At 40.2% G+C, this 21,853-nt stretch carries 18 protein-coding genes; 10 read left to right on the forward strand and 8 right to left on the reverse strand.

The features are described 5' to 3' along the window. Window positions 1-52 precede the first annotated feature (52 nt). The 6 genes from CL181_RS10980 (at window position 53) to CL181_RS11005 (ending at window position 12,520) form a co-directional block, all read left to right on the forward strand. Entirely contained in the window at window positions 53-1,798 is a 1,746-nt protein-coding gene (locus CL181_RS10980) for a NosD domain-containing protein (RefSeq protein ID WP_097299350.1), read from the forward strand. Between the two features lie 19 nt (window positions 1,799-1,817). Then, entirely contained in the window at window positions 1,818-3,107 is a 1,290-nt protein-coding gene (truD, locus tag CL181_RS10985) for a tRNA pseudouridine(13) synthase TruD (RefSeq protein WP_097299351.1), read from the forward strand. Window positions 3,108-3,219: 112 nt separating this feature from the next. Then, entirely contained in the window at window positions 3,220-4,644 is a 1,425-nt protein-coding gene (locus CL181_RS20920; protein WP_097299352.1) for a carboxypeptidase regulatory-like domain-containing protein, read from the forward strand. Window positions 4,645-4,646: 2 nt separating this feature from the next. Beyond that, window positions 4,647-9,791, forward strand: coding sequence for an Ig-like domain-containing protein (locus CL181_RS10995; protein WP_097299353.1), 5,145 nt, complete (start codon window positions 4,647-4,649; stop codon window positions 9,789-9,791). Between the two features lie 4 nt (window positions 9,792-9,795). Then, window positions 9,796-10,518 (forward strand): hypothetical protein, encoded by a 723-nt coding sequence (locus CL181_RS11000; RefSeq protein WP_097299354.1) that lies wholly within the window; start codon window positions 9,796-9,798, stop codon window positions 10,516-10,518. A 94-nt stretch (window positions 10,519-10,612) separates the two neighbouring features. Then, window positions 10,613-12,520, forward strand: coding sequence for a CARDB domain-containing protein (locus tag CL181_RS11005; protein ID WP_141398880.1), 1,908 nt, complete (start codon window positions 10,613-10,615; stop codon window positions 12,518-12,520). On the opposite strand, the gene CL181_RS11010 is transcribed toward CL181_RS11005, so the two are convergent. Then, complete coding sequence (locus tag CL181_RS11010; RefSeq protein WP_097299356.1) at window positions 12,495-13,034, reverse strand: DUF4143 domain-containing protein; 540 nt, start codon at window positions 13,032-13,034, stop codon at window positions 12,495-12,497. The genes CL181_RS11005 and CL181_RS11010 overlap by 26 nt on opposite strands. A gap of 20 nt (window positions 13,035-13,054) precedes the next feature. After that, window positions 13,055-13,555 carry an AAA family ATPase gene (locus tag CL181_RS11015; RefSeq protein ID WP_097299357.1) on the reverse strand — a complete coding sequence of 167 codons (501 nt, stop codon included), beginning with the start codon at window positions 13,553-13,555 and terminating at the stop codon, window positions 13,055-13,057. Window positions 13,556-13,702: 147 nt separating this feature from the next. Here CL181_RS11015 and CL181_RS11020 point away from each other — a divergent pair, with 147 nt between their 5' ends. From CL181_RS11020 to CL181_RS11040, 4 genes are all read left to right on the forward strand, one after another. Next, window positions 13,703-14,968 carry an adenylosuccinate synthase gene (locus CL181_RS11020; RefSeq protein ID WP_097299358.1) on the forward strand — a complete coding sequence of 422 codons (1,266 nt, stop codon included), beginning with the start codon at window positions 13,703-13,705 and terminating at the stop codon, window positions 14,966-14,968. 684 nt (window positions 14,969-15,652) lie between these two features. Then, a complete protein-coding gene (locus CL181_RS11030) occupies window positions 15,653-16,408 on the forward strand; it encodes a TIGR04255 family protein (RefSeq protein WP_097299360.1) in 756 nt (251 codons plus the stop codon). Further along, window positions 16,398-16,595 (forward strand): hypothetical protein, encoded by a 198-nt coding sequence (locus tag CL181_RS11035; RefSeq protein WP_097299361.1) that lies wholly within the window; start codon window positions 16,398-16,400, stop codon window positions 16,593-16,595. The genes CL181_RS11030 and CL181_RS11035 overlap by 11 nt, the downstream gene beginning before the upstream one ends. Continuing rightward, the gene (locus tag CL181_RS11040; protein ID WP_097299362.1) at window positions 16,588-17,433 is read left to right on the forward strand and encodes a hypothetical protein; all 846 of its coding nucleotides are present in this window, start codon (window positions 16,588-16,590) and stop codon (window positions 17,431-17,433) included. The genes CL181_RS11035 and CL181_RS11040 overlap by 8 nt, the downstream gene beginning before the upstream one ends. 444 nt (window positions 17,434-17,877) lie before the next feature. On the opposite strand, the gene CL181_RS11045 is transcribed toward CL181_RS11040, so the two are convergent. The 6 genes from CL181_RS11045 to proC all read right to left on the reverse strand — a co-directional run bounded on the left by CL181_RS11045 (window position 17,878) and on the right by proC (window position 21,793). Then, entirely contained in the window at window positions 17,878-18,078 is a 201-nt protein-coding gene (locus tag CL181_RS11045) for a hypothetical protein (RefSeq protein ID WP_176505178.1), read from the reverse strand. A 319-nt stretch (window positions 18,079-18,397) separates the two neighbouring features. Beyond that, on the reverse strand, window positions 18,398-19,204 hold the full coding sequence (locus CL181_RS11050) for a class I SAM-dependent methyltransferase family protein (RefSeq protein ID WP_097299364.1): 807 nt from the start codon (window positions 19,202-19,204) through the stop codon (window positions 18,398-18,400). 67 nt (window positions 19,205-19,271) lie between these two features. Then, entirely contained in the window at window positions 19,272-19,571 is a 300-nt protein-coding gene (locus CL181_RS11055; protein WP_097299365.1) for a UPF0175 family protein, read from the reverse strand. After that, window positions 19,561-20,040, reverse strand: coding sequence for a hypothetical protein (locus CL181_RS11060; protein ID WP_097299366.1), 480 nt, complete (start codon window positions 20,038-20,040; stop codon window positions 19,561-19,563). Before CL181_RS11060 ends, CL181_RS11055 begins: the two co-directional genes overlap by 11 nt. Before the next feature lie 113 nt (window positions 20,041-20,153). Further along, window positions 20,154-20,954 (reverse strand): methanogenesis marker protein Mmp4/MtxX, encoded by an 801-nt coding sequence (gene mtxX, locus CL181_RS11065; protein ID WP_097299367.1) that lies wholly within the window; start codon window positions 20,952-20,954, stop codon window positions 20,154-20,156. An 11-nt stretch (window positions 20,955-20,965) separates the two neighbouring features. Continuing rightward, window positions 20,966-21,793 carry a pyrroline-5-carboxylate reductase gene (gene proC, locus CL181_RS11070; RefSeq protein WP_255251543.1) on the reverse strand — a complete coding sequence of 276 codons (828 nt, stop codon included), beginning with the start codon at window positions 21,791-21,793 and terminating at the stop codon, window positions 20,966-20,968. Window positions 21,794-21,853: the final 60 nt, after the last annotated feature.

Raw genomic sequence — 21,853 nt, forward strand, 5'->3', positions numbered from 1 at the left:
GGGGAAAATAATATATAATATCATGCTCATAATGATGTAATGGTCTTGAATAATGAATAAAAAAGAGGATATGAGAAATGTCATTATAGGACTGATATTCGTATCGATCACAATCATTATCCTACCCGTGTACGCTGCCACAGGTGTCAATTCCTGTATGTATATAAATGATAGCGGCTCATACACCTTAACAACGGATATCCTGGATAACACCAGCCCGTGTATCAGGATACTGGCAGATAATGTTGATTTTGATGGCAGCGGATATACTATCGATGGAATTGATGAAGCAGATTCCTATGGTGTGCAGGCAGGTACAAATTATACAAACATAACAGTGAGGAATCTAACAGTAAGCGATTGGTTTTATGGAATATCTTACCAGAATACGTCATCCGGAAGGATCACCGGGATAACGGCGGTCTCGAATGTAAATGGTATTTATCTTGATAATTCAAACAATAATACTATTACCGACAATACACAGGAATTGAATAATATCGGAATCAACCTTACTTCATCAAATAACAATACACTGGCCAGAAATATCATGACGTCGAACAGCAATTATGGTATCTACTTATCTTCTTCCGGCAACAATACCATCTATAATAACCATTTTAACAATACCAATAATTATAATGTTGATGCACCTAACACATGGAACACAACGAAGATAGAGGGCACAAATATAATTACAGGCATTAATCTGGGAGGAAATTACTGGGCATATCCGAACAGAACGGGATTCTCGCAGACATGTACTGATGTGAATGGCGATGATATTTGCGATTCTTCTTATGCACTTGATGCTTCAAACATTGATTACCTTCCCCTGGCAAAAATTCCAGACCTTGTTTTGACTCAGGATAATATATCTTTCTCGTATGTATTATCTGAAGTTGAAAATGGAGAGGTCAAAGAAAACGTGAATGTAACCATAAATGCTGCTGTTTATAATAGAGGATTGGGAGATGCAAGTAATATTAATGTAAGTTTCTATGATGGTTCTCCGGAACCGGGCAATAATATTGCAAATGCCACGATCACAGATATAAGCGCAGGCAGTAGCGGGAATGCCACAATTTATTGGAATTCCATCATAGGTACCCATAATATTTCAATAAAAGCGGATCCTGAAAATACCCTTATTGAGACTGATGATAGCAACAACAATGCTTCAAAAATTATTAATGTCTCTGCGTGGCAAAAATACTACGGCAACATTTCCGGGAACATTACCCTGGCCGGTCAAACCGGGAATTCTCTCATCAACTGGAGTTGGGATACCAATCAGGGAAATGTTTTTGTCTCCAGCATCCCGTCCTTTGATTATAACAATCTTCATGCTCTGGGAAGGAAAAAGAACGGAGGAATTGCACAGAACAATTTCCAGAGAGCAGATGAGCTTCTCAACATGACACCCGGAAGCAACAATGCAACAGGTTTTATTAACAATAATATCACGCAACTTTTCAGCCTGAATGGTACTGCCCCCAGGAACGTCACGAGTTTCACGGTTTATGGGAGGACAATAGATAATGTGGCGATCGTCAACAGTACCAATACCACCAATTATACGTCAGTAGAGAATTCCACGTTCATTACAGGAATACTATGGGACACGACTAAAGATAATGGGGATAGCGATTATGGGGACGACGGTGAAGAACTTGTGTTTATAACAGGGATCAATGCTGGTACAGGCATTGGAAATTCATCCCATAATTATGAAACTGGCATACCTTCAACGATCAGGAATGAAGGCAATGTTTATTTCTTTGTGGAGTTAAAGTAGTAATCAATTTAACGAGGCAATTACCATTACTACAGATATTACTATAGGCATCGGCCTTCATTATTCCAAAACTCCGGGCATCGGCGGCGTCATAAGGCAGGAAATAGAAGATTTCTGCGTCGAGGAACTGACGAACAGGATTGAGACAACGAATGGACAATACCTTATAGCTGAACTCACAAAGACGAACTGGGATATCCATCATCTTGTGCGCGATCTTGCGCGCATATTGAGAATAAGCCAGACACGATTCGGATGGGCAGGCACAAAGGACAAGCGCGCGATCACGAAGCAGAAAATAAGTGTATGGGATATCTCAGAAGATGACCTTGCACGTGTGCATTTGAAGGATATAGAATTCAAACCGATCGGGCGCTCAAATAAAAAAGTGAGCCTTGGAGACCTCTGGGGCAATCGTTTCAATATCACTATACGAAATATCGATCTTCCAGAGCAAGAGACCCTGGAGCGCGTAACGTCTATAACCCATGAACTTGAAAAGGGAGTTCCCAACTTTTTCGGGGTGCAAAGATTCGGGGAGAACAGGCCTGTGACACATGTCGTGGGTGAAGCGATCCTCAGGGGGGATATCAAAGAAGCGTCCCTGACCTATATCTCAAAAGCATATCCTGAAGAGAATGAGGCAATTAGAAAGGCGCGCCAGTTCGTGTATGAAACAGGAGATTTCAAGGAAGGAGTGAAAATATATCCTCTTCATTTGCAGTTCGAAAGGGCTATGATGAGCCACCTGATAGCACATCCTGATGATTATGCCGGGGCTTTTCGGGCTTTATCGCCAAAATTAATGTCAATGTTCCTGCATGCCTACCAGTCATATATTTTCAACATTATATTGAGCCGCCGCATCGGATCCGGCATGTCGATCAACGAGGCTTATGAGGGGGATATCGTATGCTTCAAGAACGAAATGGGATTACCCGATACTTCAAGGCTCCAGAAGGTAACTGCGGATAATCTTGACGGGATAAATAATCTTATCAACAGGGGCAGGGCTTTTGTCACGGCGCCTCTTGTGGGGTATGAAACACAGTTCGCAGAAGGACAGGCAGGGGAAATTGAGAGGGCTATCGTTGCGGAATTAAATATTGACGTTGAGGGTTTCAAAGTCCCGGCCATGCCTGAATTGGCATCAAAGGGGCTGCGAAGGGAGATAATAGTGCCTTTTAAACCAGAATTCAATGTTGGTGAGGATGAGAAAAATGAAGGGAAGGCGAAAGTCGTACTTGAGTTCTCTTTACAGAAAGGAAGTTATGCGACGACTGTTTTGAGGGAGTATATGAAGAAATAATCTCCCGCTTTGTTATTTTATCCGGACATTATTTCATTATAATCATAATAACAATAATTGCGAAAAGTATTATATAGTTTAAAATTCTTTCTCCAGTCATACACGAGGAAACATGACTGCAAAAACAAGAATGTTGTTACTCAGCTTATATACAATACTACTTTTAACCTTGCCGTCCAGCGCTGCAATTTTACCAAGCGATGATTATTCGTACACCCTCATGGCAACTGGAATAAATTACACGGCTTATTTTAGCAACATGAACACAAACGGTTTCAAATTCGTTATCAATGACCATAGTTTCATATTCCTTCCCGGAAGCATAGCCTATACGGATGATTCGGGTGAGACTACCCGAAAACTTGGTTCTGCCCGGGATTCGCAGATACAGAATACAAGCGATATGATTTATTTTGATAATGCATATGGGCTGGGGGGCCAATTGCAGTATCTTTCAAACCCTCTGTTGATAAAAGAAGTATATGTTTTGAATGAACTGCCTTCATCTGTAAGTAATAATGATTGGATGACACTTTCATCTGTAGCAGTATATAATAGCGATTTAAAATTAAAATATATTGATGAATATGGCGCTGAAATAAACTGGAACGGATTAAAAACAAAAACGAATGAAATAAAATTCTATGATGCTTCAGACAGGTTCCAGTTCGAACTCCCGCAGCCTCTTGCTAAAGATGCATTAAACAATATGATTTCGGGGCATTATTTGATCAATGAAATGGATGGAATCCTCTACATTTCGGCAAGATTTTCTTATGCTTCCCTTGCGAATATGACCCTGCCGATATACCTTGATATAAGTCTGGCTGAAGGTAAGGTTGCTTTTGGAAAATCAGAATACCTGATAGGTGAAACTATGGACATCTGGGACAGGGGATTTACCACGACGGATGAGAGGACGCTGCTATACAACCCGTCAAACCAGGTAGTTGCGATATTTGACTGGCCGAATTACGTTGACGGCTGGACTTCAAAATACACTTACACTGGCGATGCTAAAGGTAGCTGGAAGGCTGAACTACAGACAAAATCGTTCCTGTGGGGAGACTGGACAGTACAGGATACTGCATATACAACTGTAAAGACTGCGGCAACTCCCACGCCTACACAAACTCCAGCACCGACCCCAACGCCATCTCCAACCCCGGTAACAACCATAACTCCAACACAGACCCCATCCCCTACTAAAGGTGTGCTTACCGGCTATGTCACAAGCACCACAGGAGAATCACTCAGCTACATAATCATAACAGTGGATACGGGAGAATCTACAACATCCTATGGCGACAACCAGTATGTACTGTCTGCTTCAACTGGCTGGCATGATGTAACAGCATCCCTTGCAGGCTACCTTCCAGAAACAAATTATGTTTATATAATGGATAAAAGAAGCGGTTTTACACATCTTGATTTCACGCTTCAACCTGTAGCGACTCCCACGCCCACGCCTACACCTATACTTCTTCCTGACCTTTCCATCACTCCGATTGATATCATTTTCGAAAAGGTGATCTGACCATGGGCAATATACGTATTTTCGGCAAATTGCTATCTATCCTGCTGGCTATAATCCTCATTACTGCCCCTATCAGCAGTGCCCTGTCTGCAGGATATACAAGGAATAATGAGACATCTGCTAATGATCATAACGAAAGCATTGGAAATACCAAAGTAACGCCGGGCAGTGAATCAAAAGATAGCTCAAAAACAAATAATAGCGATACAAGGAATAATAATGCACCCGAAGATGATTCTAAAGATACTGACGAAAAGCCCCATAATAAGCTCAAAAACCGCCTGGAATCATTACAGCCTGATTTTACTTCTCCTTTGACCCTGAAACAGCAGGCATACGGGAATCTCTCATCATTAAACCCTGTTGAAAATAAGAACAACAAGGACATAACCAAAAAACTGGATAAGGCTAAACTTTACATAACAAAAAGTGTTGCAAGCGGATTATGGTATGATAAAAACCATCTGAAACCTGTCCAGGAATCCGACGATAACGACGATGACGATAATAACGACGATGACAGCGCAGATAAAGATGAAAACGATAAGGGGCCTGGAATTGATATTAAGACGCCTGTATTCAAGTCTGAAAAAACTTCAGCCCAGAACATCCTGGAAATTATCTCAAAGAGCAAAGACCAGTTACCTGATGATGATATTCTCATAGAAACCCTCATAAACCTCGTACAGGCTGACAGGAACATTGCACAGACGGCTATCACGGATGCGTTACAGGCTACTTCGCGTAACGGCGATAATCCAAAACATAAAGAACATAAAAATATTGAGAAAGCCCAAAAAGACTTCGATAAGGCAATTGAAAAGATACAGAAAGGCGAGCCCATTGATGCCATCGAGCATTTCGAAGATGCCTGGGAACATGCGACTTCCGAGGTCACCAGGCTGGATGCTGCAATTAAACCTGTAATTGTATTCGATTCGATACGCGGCATGTACATCAACCGCACAACCATCAATCTCACAGGACATGTGGAGGATGCGGCAGTATATACGCTATCCAGCATTACCCTGGAAGTGAACGGCATCCCATCCACGCTCAACCTGACAGATGGGATTTTCGAAACTGCACTCAACCTTAATGAAGGCAAAAACCATATCAATGCGACCGTAATCGATAATTTCGGGAATACCGGTACAAACAACATCACACTTATTGTGGATACGATCCTTCCCGTAATCTCATACAGCGGTGCGGATGACGGCAGGTATTACAATACGTCAGTTTCCGTAACGGCAAACATGACGGACGAGAACCCGGATACCCTTATTATCCTTGTAAATGGCAATCCATACACCCAGAACGCGCCAATTATAATCGAGGGTACATACCGAATCAATATAACAGCCCGCGACCTTGCAGGCAACACAGCGGACAGCTCATTTACATTCCATATCGACATGACGCCGCCGGCTATTCGAATAATCAAGCCGGTTGGTTCGTTCATATCCGGGACCGCTGCGGTCAACTTCACAGTTACAGACATATCCCCTGTGAATACTGAAGTGACGGCTGACGGCTCTGTTCCGCTCACCGGGATATTTGATTCAACCGCCTATCCGGACGGCGTTCATTTCATTATGGTGGACGCAGTGGATGCGGCTGGAAATGCCGCAACGGAAACCGTATCATTCATCGTGGACAATACGAAGCCCGAAGTATCTATCCTTGAACCAGGGAACAATGAAGCAATAAGAGGTTTCAGGGAAATAATCGCAAGCGCCTATGACCTGTACCTGAAGAGCGTTACGCTGTTTATCAATAACAGGCCGGTCTCAGATACCGTTAACCATACATTTGACACCTTGAATTATTCAGACGGCAATTATACAATATCGGCACAGGGCATTGATCTTGCCAATAATACAGGCTACGGGAACATTTCAGTAATTGTGGATAACACCCCGCCTGCTGTAAATATCACGTCACCGTCAAACGGCTCTTTCGTGAAACAGCAAATTGAGGTGAACGCAAATATAACAGAGACGAACCCGGATATAACAGATGTCAGGATTGACAGCGTTAATGTCTCAGGAACATTACCTTACCTGCTGAACACCCTCTCCTACCCGGATGGACAGCATGCAATCGGGGTTTATCTACGGGACAGGGCAGGAAATGAAGCTTCAGGGATCGTGGATATTACCATAGATAACACCCGGCCAGAGGTTAATATCACTTCTCCTGTGAACGCAAGCCTGGTCCGCGGTGTGATCAACATAGCTGCGGATATTTATGACATTAATCCTGAAAATACCACCCTGGCCATTAACGGAATATTTGTCACAAATAATTCCACATATGCCTGGAATACCACGGGCTATACCGACGGTTGGCACACGATAACTGCAATGGCTGTGGATATGGCAGGAAATACGGCACAGAAGGAGGTGTGGGTGCAGGTGGACAACACGCCGCCAGCGCTCTCAGTCTCTGAATTGAACGTCTATCCAACCATAAATAATTTAGAATATCAGCTTTTAATTACCACAGAAGCAGATACAAATGCTACTGTCAACAATGCACCTGTAGCTCTTGATAACGGCTCTGCGACATACAAAACAAACGTAATACTTGGCATAAATGACTTTATCGTAACAGCAATAGACCGTGCAGGCAACTCTGCATCATGGAATAAGACAATCCTTATAGATGAGGACAAACTGCCAGATTGGTACGAAATCAACGTTACCGGAACAGACCCACTTAATGCAGATTCCGACTCAACAAAAACAACATCAAACGAAGCCGCAAATATGATTCCTGATGACCAGGAGGATTTCAATAAAGACGGACTTACTAACTTACAGGAGTTCAGGCTCGGAACTAATCCATTTGCAGGCGATAGCGATAGTGATGGGCTGACCGACTGGTTTGAGGTATTTAAAACAGGAACCTACCCGACCTCTACAGATACTGACGGAAATGCTATAACAGATGCAAATGAAGATTTTGATACTGACAGCTTAACCAACATGCAGGAACAATCACTGGGTACAGACCCGCTCAATCCTGATACAGATGATGACACTCTCAAAGATGGTTACGAGATAAATATTCTCAAGATAAATTCACTCAACAAAGATACGGACAATGATGGCCTGGAGGATGATAGCGAACTCAGGCTCAGCACTAATCCGCTCAATCCGGATTCTAACAGAAACGGAATATTCGATGGAAAAGAAAGCTATACCCAGACCTTTAAGAACTCCACAGCAGGTGTTGAAGCGATCATAAACGGCGTTGGAGATGTAGGCAAGAGCATCGTGCTTGCAAAAGATAACTCGTCAGCCCTCATGTCCAGCCTGCCTGGAGTTGTTAATACTGTAGATATCTCAACAAGTTCGCAGGTAAACTCAGTTTCTGTCAAAATCTATTACAATGAATCAATTCTCGGTAGTATTCTAGAATCAGAACTCAAGCTATTCTATTATAACGAGACAAGCAATGCCCTTGAGTTAGTTGCAGACCAGGGTATCAACACAACTGGCAACTATGTCTGGGGCAACACCAACCATCTCTCTATTTATGGAATAGCTACACCTCGCGACTGGTTTAACCAGTGGTATGTGAACTGGAAGATTCCAGGACAAATTTTCAAGATAGGCGACAGGATGAGGATAAAGGCTAATGTACATAACACCGGGCAGGGTCCAGCTTCTAATGTTAAAGTGGAGTTCAGGGAGAACACCCAGAGCGGTACGCTTATAGGCACCACAACAATTCCGAGTATAGCCACTGGAAGTTCAGCTTTGACCTCAATAGAATGGACTGTTAAATCCGGCACAACCCAGATATGCGTGAAAGTTGACCCCGCTAATTTGATCGCAGAGGTCAGCGAAGGAAATAACAACGCATGCGGTGATTTCTCCAGTAATCTTGACAGTGATGGCGACGGTTTGACGGATTATGAGGAAACCAATGGTATGCGTGTGGCTTTCCCCAATGCTTTTGTTAAATCGTACGCAGGCAATGCACATAGCGACAACGATGGACTGACGGATGGCTATGAAATGGGACGCATTGTTTACGACCCCGGGAACAAGCTTCTTTATGATTCCCTTGCAACTCTATACGGCTGGGATAAATCGCTGTACGATGGCTATCACTACGAGTATAAAGCCGATCCGATGAAAACGGACACAGACGGCGATAGGTTAAATGACAAACAGGAGCTGGATGCTGGAACGAATCCATTTAAATCAGAGTATTCATTCCTTCTGGAAGCCTCTCTGGGATATGTTTTGGGAGATATTGGATTAGGAGATCCCAGACATGATAATATGGCATATCTTGGAGGCACAATTGCCGCAGGTCTTACACCTTATGTTGAGTGGGCAGCAACAGCCAGAGACGTAGTCGCAAATGCCTGGCATGGTGATTGGTTCACTGCTGGCGTTACTCTGGGTACAGGATTATTATCTGCATTTCCGGCGACAGTGGTTGCTGATGAAGTGCCGGAAATGTCAGCAAAGTTATTGAAATTTGTAAAAGCTTTCCCGCACAAGATAACGGAAGTCGGCAAATATATTGTAAAGGTCATACCTGATCATTCAATTCGCCTGCTGGATGAGATTTATCAGGGAGCTGTGACGATCCTCAAAGGCTCCTATGGATTTTCGAATGATTTAGTAAGGAAGTATGCTGGTGAGGGAATTGATATCGGCAAGGTCAAAAATGGACTGGAAGGTTTAATAATCGAACATAGCGGTGAGCTATCTCAGAAGACTGCTGGTACCATAAGCAAGTTTGACGAGCCAATAAAAGATATCAGGTTTGCTGGAACAGGTGGTGAAGGAGCTGATATTGTAGCTACGATGAATGATGGACGAAAAATCGGAAGAGAAGTGACGACAATACAGCCTAGTATTCCCATACAATCTGCAAATGATTTTACAGGAGTATTGAAAGATACAATAGCCAAGAAATCAAAACAACTAGAAAGTACAACTGAAGATATTAAAGAACTCCATATACAAGTTAATAAAGCTACTGAATTTGCTAATAAAGAAACTTTATTGGAGTCTATAGAGAGAGCAAAAGGTACTTTAAAAGCTAATAACCGCCCATATGTAATTAATAAAGTAGTGTTATATGATGGAACAGGAAATATGCTAGCAATAGGGTGATAATATGGGCGGACCAATATTTTCAGTGGAGGTATATTTTAAGGAGAGCAGCAATCCCACTGAGGCTTTAGCTTTCCTAGTAAAGAAAATATTCAAGAATTATTTTATACCTCAATCAGTTTATTTTCAATATAAAGAGAATGGTTTTTCCTCTAAACATTATTTCGGGATAGACAAGAGTTTATTAAAAAGAGAGGTATTACTCCATCAAGAAAAAGAGTTAGAACCAATTAGATTTACTAAATTAGACAATTTAGGTTGTGAGAAGGAATTTCTGGAAATACTATCAAAAAAGACTATATTGGATTATGGTTTCTCAGCATTTGGGAGCCTAAAAACATATTATCAACAAGATTCTAATTTAATGGCAGATTTCTTTTTTCGAGAAAAACAAGAAAATGCATATATTCCGATTCTCAATGTTAATGGACATTATATGAATATAAGTGAATACGTTACTGATAAAACGTATGAACATCAAATTAGTTTCGAATTTATAGGAAGCAGTATATTACTAGACGATAGGTGGGGCATTAACAATAAAATTGCTTCAGAGAAAAATTTTGAAATTATAATTAATAAAACTAAAGAATTGATAGATAAATTCAAAAATGTATACGATTATTCCTATTGTATGATTGAAGGGCGTGGATACTACGATAAATTCGATGTAATTCGGGATAAGTTTAGTATACTTCCTAATTTCAAGGGGTTTAACTGGATGTAACTATCAAGTTTCTGTGCTATTTAATAAACGGGTCACTGATAATCAAAAAAATACCAGCATAGTAAACGCCTCCGGATATGTTGCGCTGGCTGACATGCCAGGCAGCATCGGGAAAGTAGTGGATATCAATACTACAGCAGCCTTCACTTCCGCTACCATATCCATACCTTACAACGAATCCGACCTGCGCGGAGCATCCGAGAACGACCTGAAGATGTACTACATCAACGAAAGCGATCATTCCATCAAATTCCTCGATGTGCAGGGCGTAGATACCGCCAATAATATTGTCTGGGGCAGGACCAACCACTTCTCAACCTATGGCATCGTATCCTATTCATCATACATGGGCACATGGAACTCAGGCTCAAATCCAACTGTCCCTGAGTACACCTATGGCGATAAGATAAACATCAAAGCCGTTGTTTACAACACTGGCGATGCTGCATTCAGCAGCAATTTCGACGTTTATTTCTACGAAGGCGATCCTGATGCCGGAGGAAATTACATCGGCAGTGCCACAATAACAGATGGAATCAGCAAGGGTGGCGGTAAGACTGCTATCCTCTACGGATATGCCGTCAAGTCTTCAGCAGTTGATATTTACGTTAAGATTGACCCGCAGAACAGTATTACTGAAAAAAGCGAATCCAACAACAAGGCATACAGTACGCTGAGCATCGGTCCTCAGAACTTTGACTCTGACAGCGACGGACTGACAGACGCCGAGGAAACAGGCGGAATGCAGGTTCTGTATCCGTACCGTGCCGTTTACACAGACCCGTATAATCCGGATACGGACGGCGACGGCTTGACCGACCGCGAGGAAATGGGCACAATAGCTTACTATTCTAACGGCATGCCCTACTACAGCATCATGAGCTATGCCGATATGGCAGACTCTGATAACGATGGGCTGGACGATTTCGAGGAACTAAGACAGACACAGACTATATATGTAGCGGATACACTCGCAAAAGCCCGGAACTTCCTGAAGGCTGTCTATGAAGGCACTGATTCTTCCCCGTATTTAACCGCTGTCGTGACGACCACCAACCCCCTGAGAGCCGACACCGATGGAGACACGATACCCGATGGTGAAGAAATCATAATGGGAACCAATCCAAATAACCGGGACTCTGATAATGACGGTATAACTGATAACAAAGAGAAGGGATATGGAGAAGATCCCACAATCTTTGACATAACCCCGCCCACGGTCAAAGTTGATTACTTATTAGTAAGCAAAGATACCTTTAGCTTTACAACAAAGTATAATTTCTGGTACACTGTTTCCGACTACGGCGGTGTAAAAGATGTCACTTTATTGAAGAACGATATCCAGAGAGATAGTCATTCGTATACCACACGAATAACCACGGTAAGTGAGAATACGTACTTTGAAACAACTCTGGAGACCATTCTTGATGCTTTGAGGACTGCCAGGGTCGATATCAACGCCAACGACTGGAACGGCAACTACGAGACAGCACTTGTCTATCACCGCCCCTCAATCTACGGGGAGATGGCTGCTAAACTTGGCTCGGATACGATTTATGGCAATGAGATATCAGGCGACCTGGGAATGTTATCCGGTCTATCTGCCACAGTTGCAGAGATACCTGAACTGGTCATCCTTATAGGAGATGATCCTTCAGGATTCCTTGCAGGCATAAAAGACCTTGCGGGCAGCATAGCCTCAGACCCGGCGCTGCTGGCTGACCTTGCATCGTCGCTTCCAGACTCCGTTAAGGAGAAGCTGGAGAACCCATATGCTGAGGGCACTTCGCTACATGACAGGTTCGCTGAGGGTTGGTATTCAGGCTACATAGGAGCCCAGATACTTTCTATGTTCGTGGGCGGAGGAGAGGTTCTCCAGACTGTAAAGTCATCAGAGAGGTTCGCCCAGCTTACTAAGAGCGTTCTTGCGAAGATGGATGAGGTAAAGGTGCTTTTAAAAGCTTCGAAGACTATAATTAGGTTTTCATTAAGAAATACTTGAACGCAGGAATGATTTTTATCATATTATTATCTACTTTCAGGCTATCCTCCCTTACATGAGAAATTATGTATCCTTCATTTACTTTGAATTTTCTCATGAATACAATTAAGCCAGTGGTATCGATTTTCCCATATTTTATTTCTAAGGGGATGGGATTATTTTGTGCAATGATCACATCCACCTCATTTTTATAAGGGTCTCTCCAGAAGAATTCAGCGTTCAATCTTGTTACCACAAGCCATTCAAAGGCTTTCGACTTTGATATATTATCATCCTTAAAATCTTCCAGATAAAAAAAATAATTAGAAAGCGTATGCCTCGAAACTTTTAACTCTTTCGAAAGATCTGTTAGTTCAATAAGCTGTCCGGGTTCTTCCATAATAATTTCTAGCAGTGATTCCAGAACCCCTATATCTTTAATCTGGAACAATTGTGGAAGGTCTCTGTAAATGACTTTTTCAACTATGCTTTCTTTTATATATTTTCTAATTATATCTTTATCTTTGATTCCCACGAGTTCCGGGAAACCCTGATTCAGAGCATATTCTTCAAATTGTTTTGAAAGTTCTTTTTCATATAGGCCGATGGGAGAATATTCAATCCCTTTGAATCTGAGGAATTCTTTGAATGAAAGATTTTCGACCTTGAACTCAGATATCCTTCCGGATAATGTCTCTTTAGATCTTTTTTTATGAACATTGATTCTGAGCCTGAGATAATTATTTTTATATTTTTTCCATAAATATCATATACTCTTTTTATTTGATCTTCCCAGTTCGCAAACTTCTGTATTTCATCAAGAAGCAGCAAATACTTACCATTTTTGAAATCTTTTTCCATGAATTCTTCATAATCTTTCATTAATTCTTTGATCTCGATATTCCTGAAATCATGAAAAGAAAAATATATTATGTTCCTGACATCAAATCCGTCATTGATAAAATCCAAAACCACCTTTTGCATCAATGTAGTTTTTCCAATCCTGCGTAAACCCGTAAGTGCAATTATTTGAGGTAACGGAATATATTTTGAAATTTCTTTATATTAATGCATCTCTTATTTGTGTCATATCTAATTAACCTATTTTCTATTCTATGTTAAGTGTGTACATCATATTATTTAAACGTACACCAAAATCAGGCAAACCTTATCATATTTCCCGCCCATTAAAAAGAGAAAAATATGTTCACAATAATCACTGGCGCACAATTCGGAGACGAAGGAAAAGGCAAGATCGTGGATATGATGGCTTCTCAATACGATATTGTGGCCAGGTTCCAGGGCGGGGATAATGCAGGGCACACTGTCGTAGCAGAAGGCAAAACATACAAACTGCATCTTATCCCTTCGGGTGTGCTTTTTGATGCCCGCCTCCTTATTGGCCCTGGGACTGTGATGAATCCTGGAATATTGATGGAAGAGATCGCCATGCTCTCCGATAACGGCGTGGAAGTTTCGCCATCAAAGCTTGGCATCGACGCAAAGACAAGCATCATAATGCCATATCATGTTGCGCTGGATGGTCTTCGCGAACAAAAACGCGCCGTGAAAATCGGGACTACGAACAGGGGTATTGGTTTTGCTTATGTTGATAAAGTGGGACGGGAAGAGATACAGATGGCAGATATTGCTGATAAGAGCCGTTTCATGCGAAAAATTGAAGAAATAGCTCCCCAGAAAGAAGCAGCGATAAAAGAAATGGGGGGAGAACCGAAGATCGCACGGTCAGAAATTGATGCATATCTTGAGATCGGCAAGAAATTAAAACCATACATCACCGATGTTTCAAAAGAGATAAACAAGGCTTTAAAAGATGGTAGAAAAGTCCTTGCCGAAGGTGCACAGGGGACGCATCTTGATATAATTCACGGTACGCAAAAATTCGTCACCTCTTCAAGCACTATTGCAGGTTCAGCATGCGCCGGGCTGGGTGTAGGCCCGACAAAAGTGAATGAAGTGATAGGGGTAATAAAGGCGTATATCACACGCGTTGGAGAGGGGCCGCTCCCGACAGAACAGAAAAATGAAGTCGGAGAACACCTGCGTGAAAAGGGCGGCGAATTCGGGACTACGACCGGGCGCCCCAGGAGATGCGGCTGGTTTGATATGCCGCTTGCGCGAAAAGCCATCAACCTGAATGGATATACATCCATGGCTCTCACAAAACTCGATGTACTTTCAGGGCTTAAATCGATAAAGTTGTGCCTTGGATATGAACTTGAAGGAAAAAATATCGATTACATGCCCGAGCTTTCCGATGATGTTTCCCGATGCAAGCCCATCTATATCGATATCCCCGGATGGCGTGAAGACATCACGGATACCGAAAGTTTCGTAGATCTCCCGGAAAATGCCAGGCTCTATGTTGAATTACTTGAAGAATTGATGGGGGCGGATATCGGATATATTTCTGTGGGGCCGGGCAGGAAGCAGACTTTTATGAAATAAATAATTTGCAAAACTGATACCAGAATTAAGCCTATTAAGGGGTTGTTTTCCCTTAATTCATCCTTCTCTATATCTTTGTAGTTATCGGGAAACTTATTTGCTACATATCTATATGAATCTTGTATTTTTGGGTCTGTATATTCTAAATAATAAATAAACCTCTGAATAGCCTCCATGTATTTGACGTATCTTGGGTCTCTGATATCTACTTCACGAGGAAGCCAATTTCAATAATTAGAGTATGCAATATCAAAGTACATTTTAAGTTCTTGAGAATTTTTTATTCTTTTCCTCTCTTTAAATTCGAATTCTCTCGCCCTCAATGAAAAGAATAATGCCACTAATGAAATCGCAATCGTCACGACTTTGATATTTACATCAATCCAATCTACTATTTTAATTCACTCATACCGTTGTTTTTCAATTCTGTATTCAAGCTCTCTTTCATATTCCTTTACAATATTGTACTTGTTTATGTACAAAAAAAGAAATTTAATTCCGACTACTACAAAGGTTATAGAAAACCCTCCTCTATTAAAATCATTGAATATCTGATTAACAATCATTGCGCCAAAATTCGGGCATGCACCACATTTGAAAATAGAAATCATTTTATACGCATAAAATTGATTTAGTATTAGTATATTTATGCATAAATTTGATTTAATATTTGGAGATTAAATAATGGGAAATAAATACAAAAAAAATTTTTTGACGAATGTAATTGTGCGAGTAGATTTTCCTAATCCTTTAAAAACAGACACTTTACCACCTGATTTTACAAAAGTCATATTAAAATCATTCCCTATATCAGAACCCAAGAAATTAGTCCAGATGGTTGGCACATTTAAAGTGGAACCCAAAAAAAAACTTGAAGTTGAAACTGGTGAAGAAATGACTGAATGGAATTATTATGGAGTAAATAGAGAAAAAAGACTGGTTATACAGAAAGATATTCTTTCTATTAGCTATTTGAAATCATACAAGGGATTTGAAGATTTAAAATCAGAATTTCTTAACATTATTGAAAAATTATTCGAAGTTTTTAAAGATATTCAGATTAACCGCTTAGGTCTCAGATATATTAATGAAATTAATTTGGATGAAACTGATTCATTTAATTGGAAAAAATATTTAAATAGCAATTTATTATCTATTTTTAATATCACTGAAAATAAAGATATTATTGCGAGAGGTTTAAACAATCTTATTCTCAATTATGGGAATATGATTTTAAATTTCCATTATGGAATGCATAATCCTGACTTCCCAGCTGCTATCAGAAAAAAAATTTTTGTACTCGATTATGATGCATATTATACAGGACTTTATGAATTAAAAGATATAGAATCTAATTTATTGACTTTCCATGAAGAAATTGAAAAATTATTCGAGAATAATATTGAAGATGGTTTAAGGGAAGTTATGTATGGAAACTAAAGACAAAAATTCTTATAAAGAATATGAAACTGAATCAACTTCAGAATCATCTTATCTTGAAGTAAAGGGCGAAATTCCAAAATTTGAAAAAACGTCTATTACATCATCCTCCAGTCAAAAAGAAGAACTGTATAGTATTAATAAACCTCGAATTAAAACTATCAGGGCAAAAATTATCAATGATTAAAACTCCAGTTCAAAAAATTCCAAGCTATAGGTATTTGTTTAGCTGGGATGAAATTCCAGGAAATGACAACATAAAGTTCGTAGAATATTTGAAAAAAAACTTTGGCATTGACTGGGTAAGACCAGAAGAAATAGAAAAAATCAATAACGGTAGGACAGTAACAGTATCTACTGAAAAAAATCGTCTGGAGCTGTTACTTAACGATGAAAGTAACAAAGTAAACCTAATAATCAATGATTTTAGAACCAGTGAATTTATTGTGAAGGTGGAGACTGGCAAGCTAAATATATACATAGATAGAATTTCACAAGGTGATATTTATAAAGATATTGAATATATTGACTCTATTACTGAAGAAAATGGAATTATAGAAATTAAGAAAATTATTTTTCCATATGTCATTGTTCTCACTCAAGATTGTGATTTAAATCAAGATTTTACGTTTAGAGCAGTCGAATCATCAACTGATGACAAACTAATAATATCTGTTTTAGTAGCCCCAATTTATAATGTCGAGCACCTTTTTGGTGGGGAGCATTTAAGCCAACTTGGACTAACTATGCAAACAATAAATAAATATAAAAAAGGTACTAAATTAACAACAGATGCTAAAAATTTATTTGAAAATATTACACCAAGATACCATTATTTAGATTTTGAATTTGATGCTAATATGGCACCATCAGTAATTGATTTTAAGCACTATTTTTCAATAAATGTAAATTATTTATACAAAATTAGAAAAACCAATTTTGTTTGTAAGATTCCAGAATTGCATAGAGAAGATATTTCTCATAGGTTTGCCAGTTTTTTATCAAGAATAGGTTTGCCTGATTAATGAATCATCATCCTCCCTGTAACGTGTTACAAGCCATTACAGTCTGATTCTGCACCATTTTGGTTCAAGTGCAGCGGTCTATTTTCGCTTGTCTGTAATTATGACTCTTACAATGGTTCAACATTCGTTTCTTCATACATTTTTACCTTAGCGGATTGTCTGGATTAGACTTCCAGAGTTCTCTACATTGTCTTATGGGCTTCACACCTTCTCATTACTGAAAACGCATGCCATAATAAGGTCACTCCGAATGGAGGGAGGGGCATTTCTGCAATTTGTGATGCAACTTCTTGTCACAAAGGATTTACAGGATGGACAGGATTAACTTCCATCCTGTAAATCCTGTAATCCTGTCCAAAAATGCCCTGAATACTCACTCATAATCAATTATGTGCATCGAATCGGTGTGAAAACCAAATGTAGGTCAAATTTTCAGACAAGCTCTTAGATACGAACCTTGGAGTCATCATATGGCTTCCATTTCGGATAAACTGTACCCACTACATTTCCAGGTATTTTTTGAAAATCTTCTAATTCTTTTTTAGTTAATTTTTGTTCTATATTGTATCTATCTGTGTTTGTTCTTATTATTGTACAATTTTTATTGTCTTTATCCCATTTGATGTGAATTTCCATATTTTTCACTTTACATGCTTATGATACGCATATATATTAACCTTTCAGTAGCGATTATTTACAAAAGTCGATAAGTTTACATTAATTCCTAATAAAAACACTTCCATCACTACTTCTTTTAAGAGCATTATAATATTTTTTTTCTCGCATATTCCGTCTTTTTTTCTGTGATTTATTACTCGAATACCAATTTTGTATTATAAACAGTAATAAGAATATTGAAATTAATATTTCAAAAATAGAAATTGTAGTTGTTTGTTTATGAAGTCCATAAGCATATAGTGTGGAAACAAATAAACCAATGATAGATAATTTATATTGCCGAATTTTAGCAAATAACTTCTTTCATAATCAAGTCAAAGACATACCTCTTCACCCTTGGCGCCACATCCCCGCAACCCCTGAAAAAGTCAATAAACCATCCTTTTTCTTCAAGCAGCCTCCTGAAATGAGTTATTTCGAAATCCTTCTTGAAAGTATAGAAGTGGACATACCCTCCAGGTTTCAAAATAGAATGAGCAAGATCCAGGAAGAAGTCCTGTCCATAAGGCGCTGGCATCACGATCCTGTCAAATCTGGTTTTGAATATTTTAGTAACATTTCGGGCATCGCCAAGGATGATATTTGCTTCAATGTGGTTCAATTCAATATTTTTTCGAAGATATGTGCATGCTTCCCGGTTGTTATCAAGTCCGGTGATGTTGACGTTCCTTTGTTTCTTTATAGGGATGAGGAACGGCCCGACACCTGCAAATAAAACAAGGACATCTTCGCCATCATTTGTTTTTTGCGCAATCCTGCCCCGCTCATAATACATTTTTCCTGAAAAAAATGTTTTTGTTACGTCCAGCTGGAAGATGCAGCCGTTCTCCCTGTGCATTGTGGTTGTCCGATCTCCGAGCAGCAGTTCAAAATCCGCTACACGCGCAGCACCTTCGATTTTATTGAGCTTTCGAAGGACTGTTTTTAAACCTTTCTTGTGAATTGACAACGCCTCTGCAATAAGATATTTTTCAGGATCAAGAGATAGAGGGATGTTTATTATCGCGATGTCTCCGATAACTTCGAAACCTTTGGGGAGGAGCGCGAGTTTTTCGGGAGGGAGCTTATTCCGGAGGATGGAATGGAGTGACATATTCAGGAGTACGATCAGATAATTTTGTAATAGCTACCGATCATTCCAATGCACCTGTGCATTTAAATTATGATTTTAGCAGTTCTTCAACATATTCCAGTGATTTTTGCTGCTGTTTCAAGGTCACATTTCCCTTGATCCCATGTTCCATTAAAAGATCAAGCATTTCTCTTGGACTCAAATCTGCAAGCTCAGAAGCCTCCCTTAAAGTCACTTTTTTATCCCTGTATAGATTTACAGCATACTCTTTTAATCCTAACTTTATAAGCTGTCTTATCGCATCAGATTCGTCAATGTCTTCCTTCTTTGCCCGATAACCGATCCTCTCAGAGAGGTCTTCAGGCAAACGAATTGTTTTACTTATCATTTTCTACCTCATCCATTGCTAAATGGTATTCTTCATCGGAAACGAATTCTTTCAAATTACCTAAAAGTCGTCTTGATTCTTCTTTCCTGATCGCTCTTTTTTTTAAGAGAAATACAATGACTGATGCTGGAGTTAAATATGGTATATTTAGATTTTCAAGAAAATTCAGGAATTTGGCATCATCACTTGATATCGCTGATGAGCTGTCATGCAGCATCAGTACCTGAGCTTCACCGCCTTTTATTCCCAGGTTTTTTACGAATGGACTTTCAGGAGGATTTTTTACCATTAATAAACCTCTATTAATATTTTCGTGAATTTTTAAAGCATCAGGGAATTTTTCTTTGTTCTGCGTGGTTTCACTCATGACCAATGTTGGAATATACACATCCATATTATTGAGGACTATCTCTTTGGCGCCAGCTTTTGTCAATTTGATCAATGAGTCGGAATCCATCACAAGTTTCATGTATTCTATTGTATTAATTGTAATACTTAAGGATATGCCCCCATAGTGAAGTAAATGAATCTCCAGAAAAGCTTGCAGTGGACAAATAATTCCATAGAAACTCTAAGAAAATCTCATTGCTTGAGTGCGCTTGCAAGCATTATCGCCCTTGTATAATGCCCTCCCACACGCGAAGTATCCACAAACACCTTCTCCATCAGTACAGGCGCGCCATGACCGTATCCTCCACCCAGGAACACAAGCGTCCTGAAAATCAGGTTCCCCGATATCCCATCAGGCGCCATTATGAAATTCGCCTCCTCGATCGCGTCTTCTATTAATATTGAATAATTCTTTGCTTTGATCCCGAGTGCGGATACTTTCCTGGTCACAAGTTCGGCATCTTCAAGCGTCCTGTCCACGGTCTTATCCCGGCCTTTATCCTCAAAACGCCCTCCTGATAGTATTCCCACTTTTATTTCCACACCGAGGCGCCTGAAATGCTCCGCGCCGCGTTTTATCAACTCTACCTTGTCATCTACGGAATTTCCTTCATCAATCCCAACAGGTGCAAGGAAAAATGGCCGTCCGTCTGCTGTTTCTAATAATGCCACCCTGTACAGCTTTTTCACATTCAGCGATCTTTTAAGCTCAGAAAGCGTCTTTGTCGCACTGAGCGTTCCCCTGACTGCCCCATCTATTTTACCGGAAAGCAGCAATTCGATCAATTTCTCTGGAGGCTCATTTGAATGAATTATCTCAAGGTCTGTGCCTATTGTTTTTATCTCATTTTCATCGCCAACAAGAACAACATCCGAGTATTCACTTGCAGCCTCTGCACTCTTTATCAGTTTTTGTGAGACTTTGCCTATCCCGAGGCCAATACGCGCATGATTCTTTCTTGCTTTTGTTTCGATATCGAAAAGAATAGACATATTGGATTGCTTTATGATTTCTTGCCCAGTTCTTTTGAACGCTCGCAGGCCGCGATCACTGCATTCATCATCGCGATGCGTATACCCTGTTCTTCCATGACCCGAAGCCCGCGGATGGTTGTACCGCCAGGGGATGTCACCATATCCTTTAATTCCCCTGTGTGACTCCCTCCTTCAAGCACCATTTTTGCAGAACCAAGAACGGTCTGCGCCGCAAGCAATTTGGCAGTGTTCCTGTCAAGCCCTTCATGCACACCGCCATCGGCAAGTGCTTCGATTATCATGAAAATATACGCAGGGCCGCTCCCGGACAATCCCGTTACGGCATCCATAAGGTTTTCCTGTACTGTTACTGTTTTTCCGATCGCGCTAAATATACTTCCTGCGACTCCCATATCCTCTTTTGATACAGCGCTTCCCGGACTTATTGCCGAAGCCGCTTCTTTCACAGTTGCCGCAATATTGGGCATCACCCTGACAACTTTTGTCCCATGCGGCAGGTTTTTCTCATAAGTATCTATGGTAACTCCGGCAGCTATTGAAATTATCAACTGGTTCTTTATTGAGCTTTTGATCTCATTTACGATTGCGGGAACTATCTGTGGTTTTACCGCAATAATTAATATATCGGAATTGACCACTGCATCGCAATTATCCTTGCAGGTATTGATCGCAAGGTCAGTTTCAAGAGCCTTTAATTTCACTGAATCCATATCACTGGCATAGATGTTCCCGGAAGGAACGAGCCTGGCATGAAGTATGCCTTTGATCAGGGCTTCGCCCATTTTACCTGTCCCGATAAATCCAATTTTTTTATTTTCCATGCCTTTTATTGTCATTGAAATCTAACACATTAAAGAGATGAAGCGATAAAAAGATTATCATGGATTTACAGGAAA

This window comes from Candidatus Methanoperedens sp. BLZ2, from assembly GCF_002487355.1.
Lineage (GTDB): Archaea > Halobacteriota > Methanosarcinia > Methanosarcinales > Methanoperedenaceae > Methanoperedens.

What these genes read in the sequence shown, in the direction of transcription:
- CL181_RS10980 (WP_097299350.1), top strand. Translation starts at nt 53, where the DNA reads ATGAATAAAAAAGAGGATATGAGAAATGTCATTATAGGACTGATATTC.
- CL181_RS20920 (WP_097299352.1), top strand. Translation starts at nt 3,220, where the DNA reads ATGACTGCAAAAACAAGAATGTTGTTACTCAGCTTATATACAATACTA.
- CL181_RS10995 (WP_097299353.1), top strand. Translation starts at nt 4,647, where the DNA reads ATGGGCAATATACGTATTTTCGGCAAATTGCTATCTATCCTGCTGGCT.
- CL181_RS11000 (WP_097299354.1), top strand. Translation starts at nt 9,796, where the DNA reads ATGGGCGGACCAATATTTTCAGTGGAGGTATATTTTAAGGAGAGCAGC.
- CL181_RS11005 (WP_141398880.1), top strand. Translation starts at nt 10,613, where the DNA reads ATGCCAGGCAGCATCGGGAAAGTAGTGGATATCAATACTACAGCAGCC.
- CL181_RS11020 (WP_097299358.1), top strand. Translation starts at nt 13,703, where the DNA reads ATGTTCACAATAATCACTGGCGCACAATTCGGAGACGAAGGAAAAGGC.
- CL181_RS11030 (WP_097299360.1), top strand. Translation starts at nt 15,653, where the DNA reads ATGGGAAATAAATACAAAAAAAATTTTTTGACGAATGTAATTGTGCGA.
- CL181_RS11035 (WP_097299361.1), top strand. Translation starts at nt 16,398, where the DNA reads ATGGAAACTAAAGACAAAAATTCTTATAAAGAATATGAAACTGAATCA.
- CL181_RS11040 (WP_097299362.1), top strand. Translation starts at nt 16,588, where the DNA reads ATGATTAAAACTCCAGTTCAAAAAATTCCAAGCTATAGGTATTTGTTT.
- CL181_RS11050 (WP_097299364.1), bottom strand. Translation starts at nt 19,204, where the DNA reads ATGTCACTCCATTCCATCCTCCGGAATAAGCTCCCTCCCGAAAAACTC.
- CL181_RS11055 (WP_097299365.1), bottom strand. Translation starts at nt 19,571, where the DNA reads ATGATAAGTAAAACAATTCGTTTGCCTGAAGACCTCTCTGAGAGGATC.
- CL181_RS11060 (WP_097299366.1), bottom strand. Translation starts at nt 20,040, where the DNA reads ATGAAACTTGTGATGGATTCCGACTCATTGATCAAATTGACAAAAGCT.
- mtxX (WP_097299367.1), bottom strand. Translation starts at nt 20,954, where the DNA reads ATGTCTATTCTTTTCGATATCGAAACAAAAGCAAGAAAGAATCATGCG.
- proC (WP_255251543.1), bottom strand. Translation starts at nt 21,793, where the DNA reads ATGACAATAAAAGGCATGGAAAATAAAAAAATTGGATTTATCGGGACA.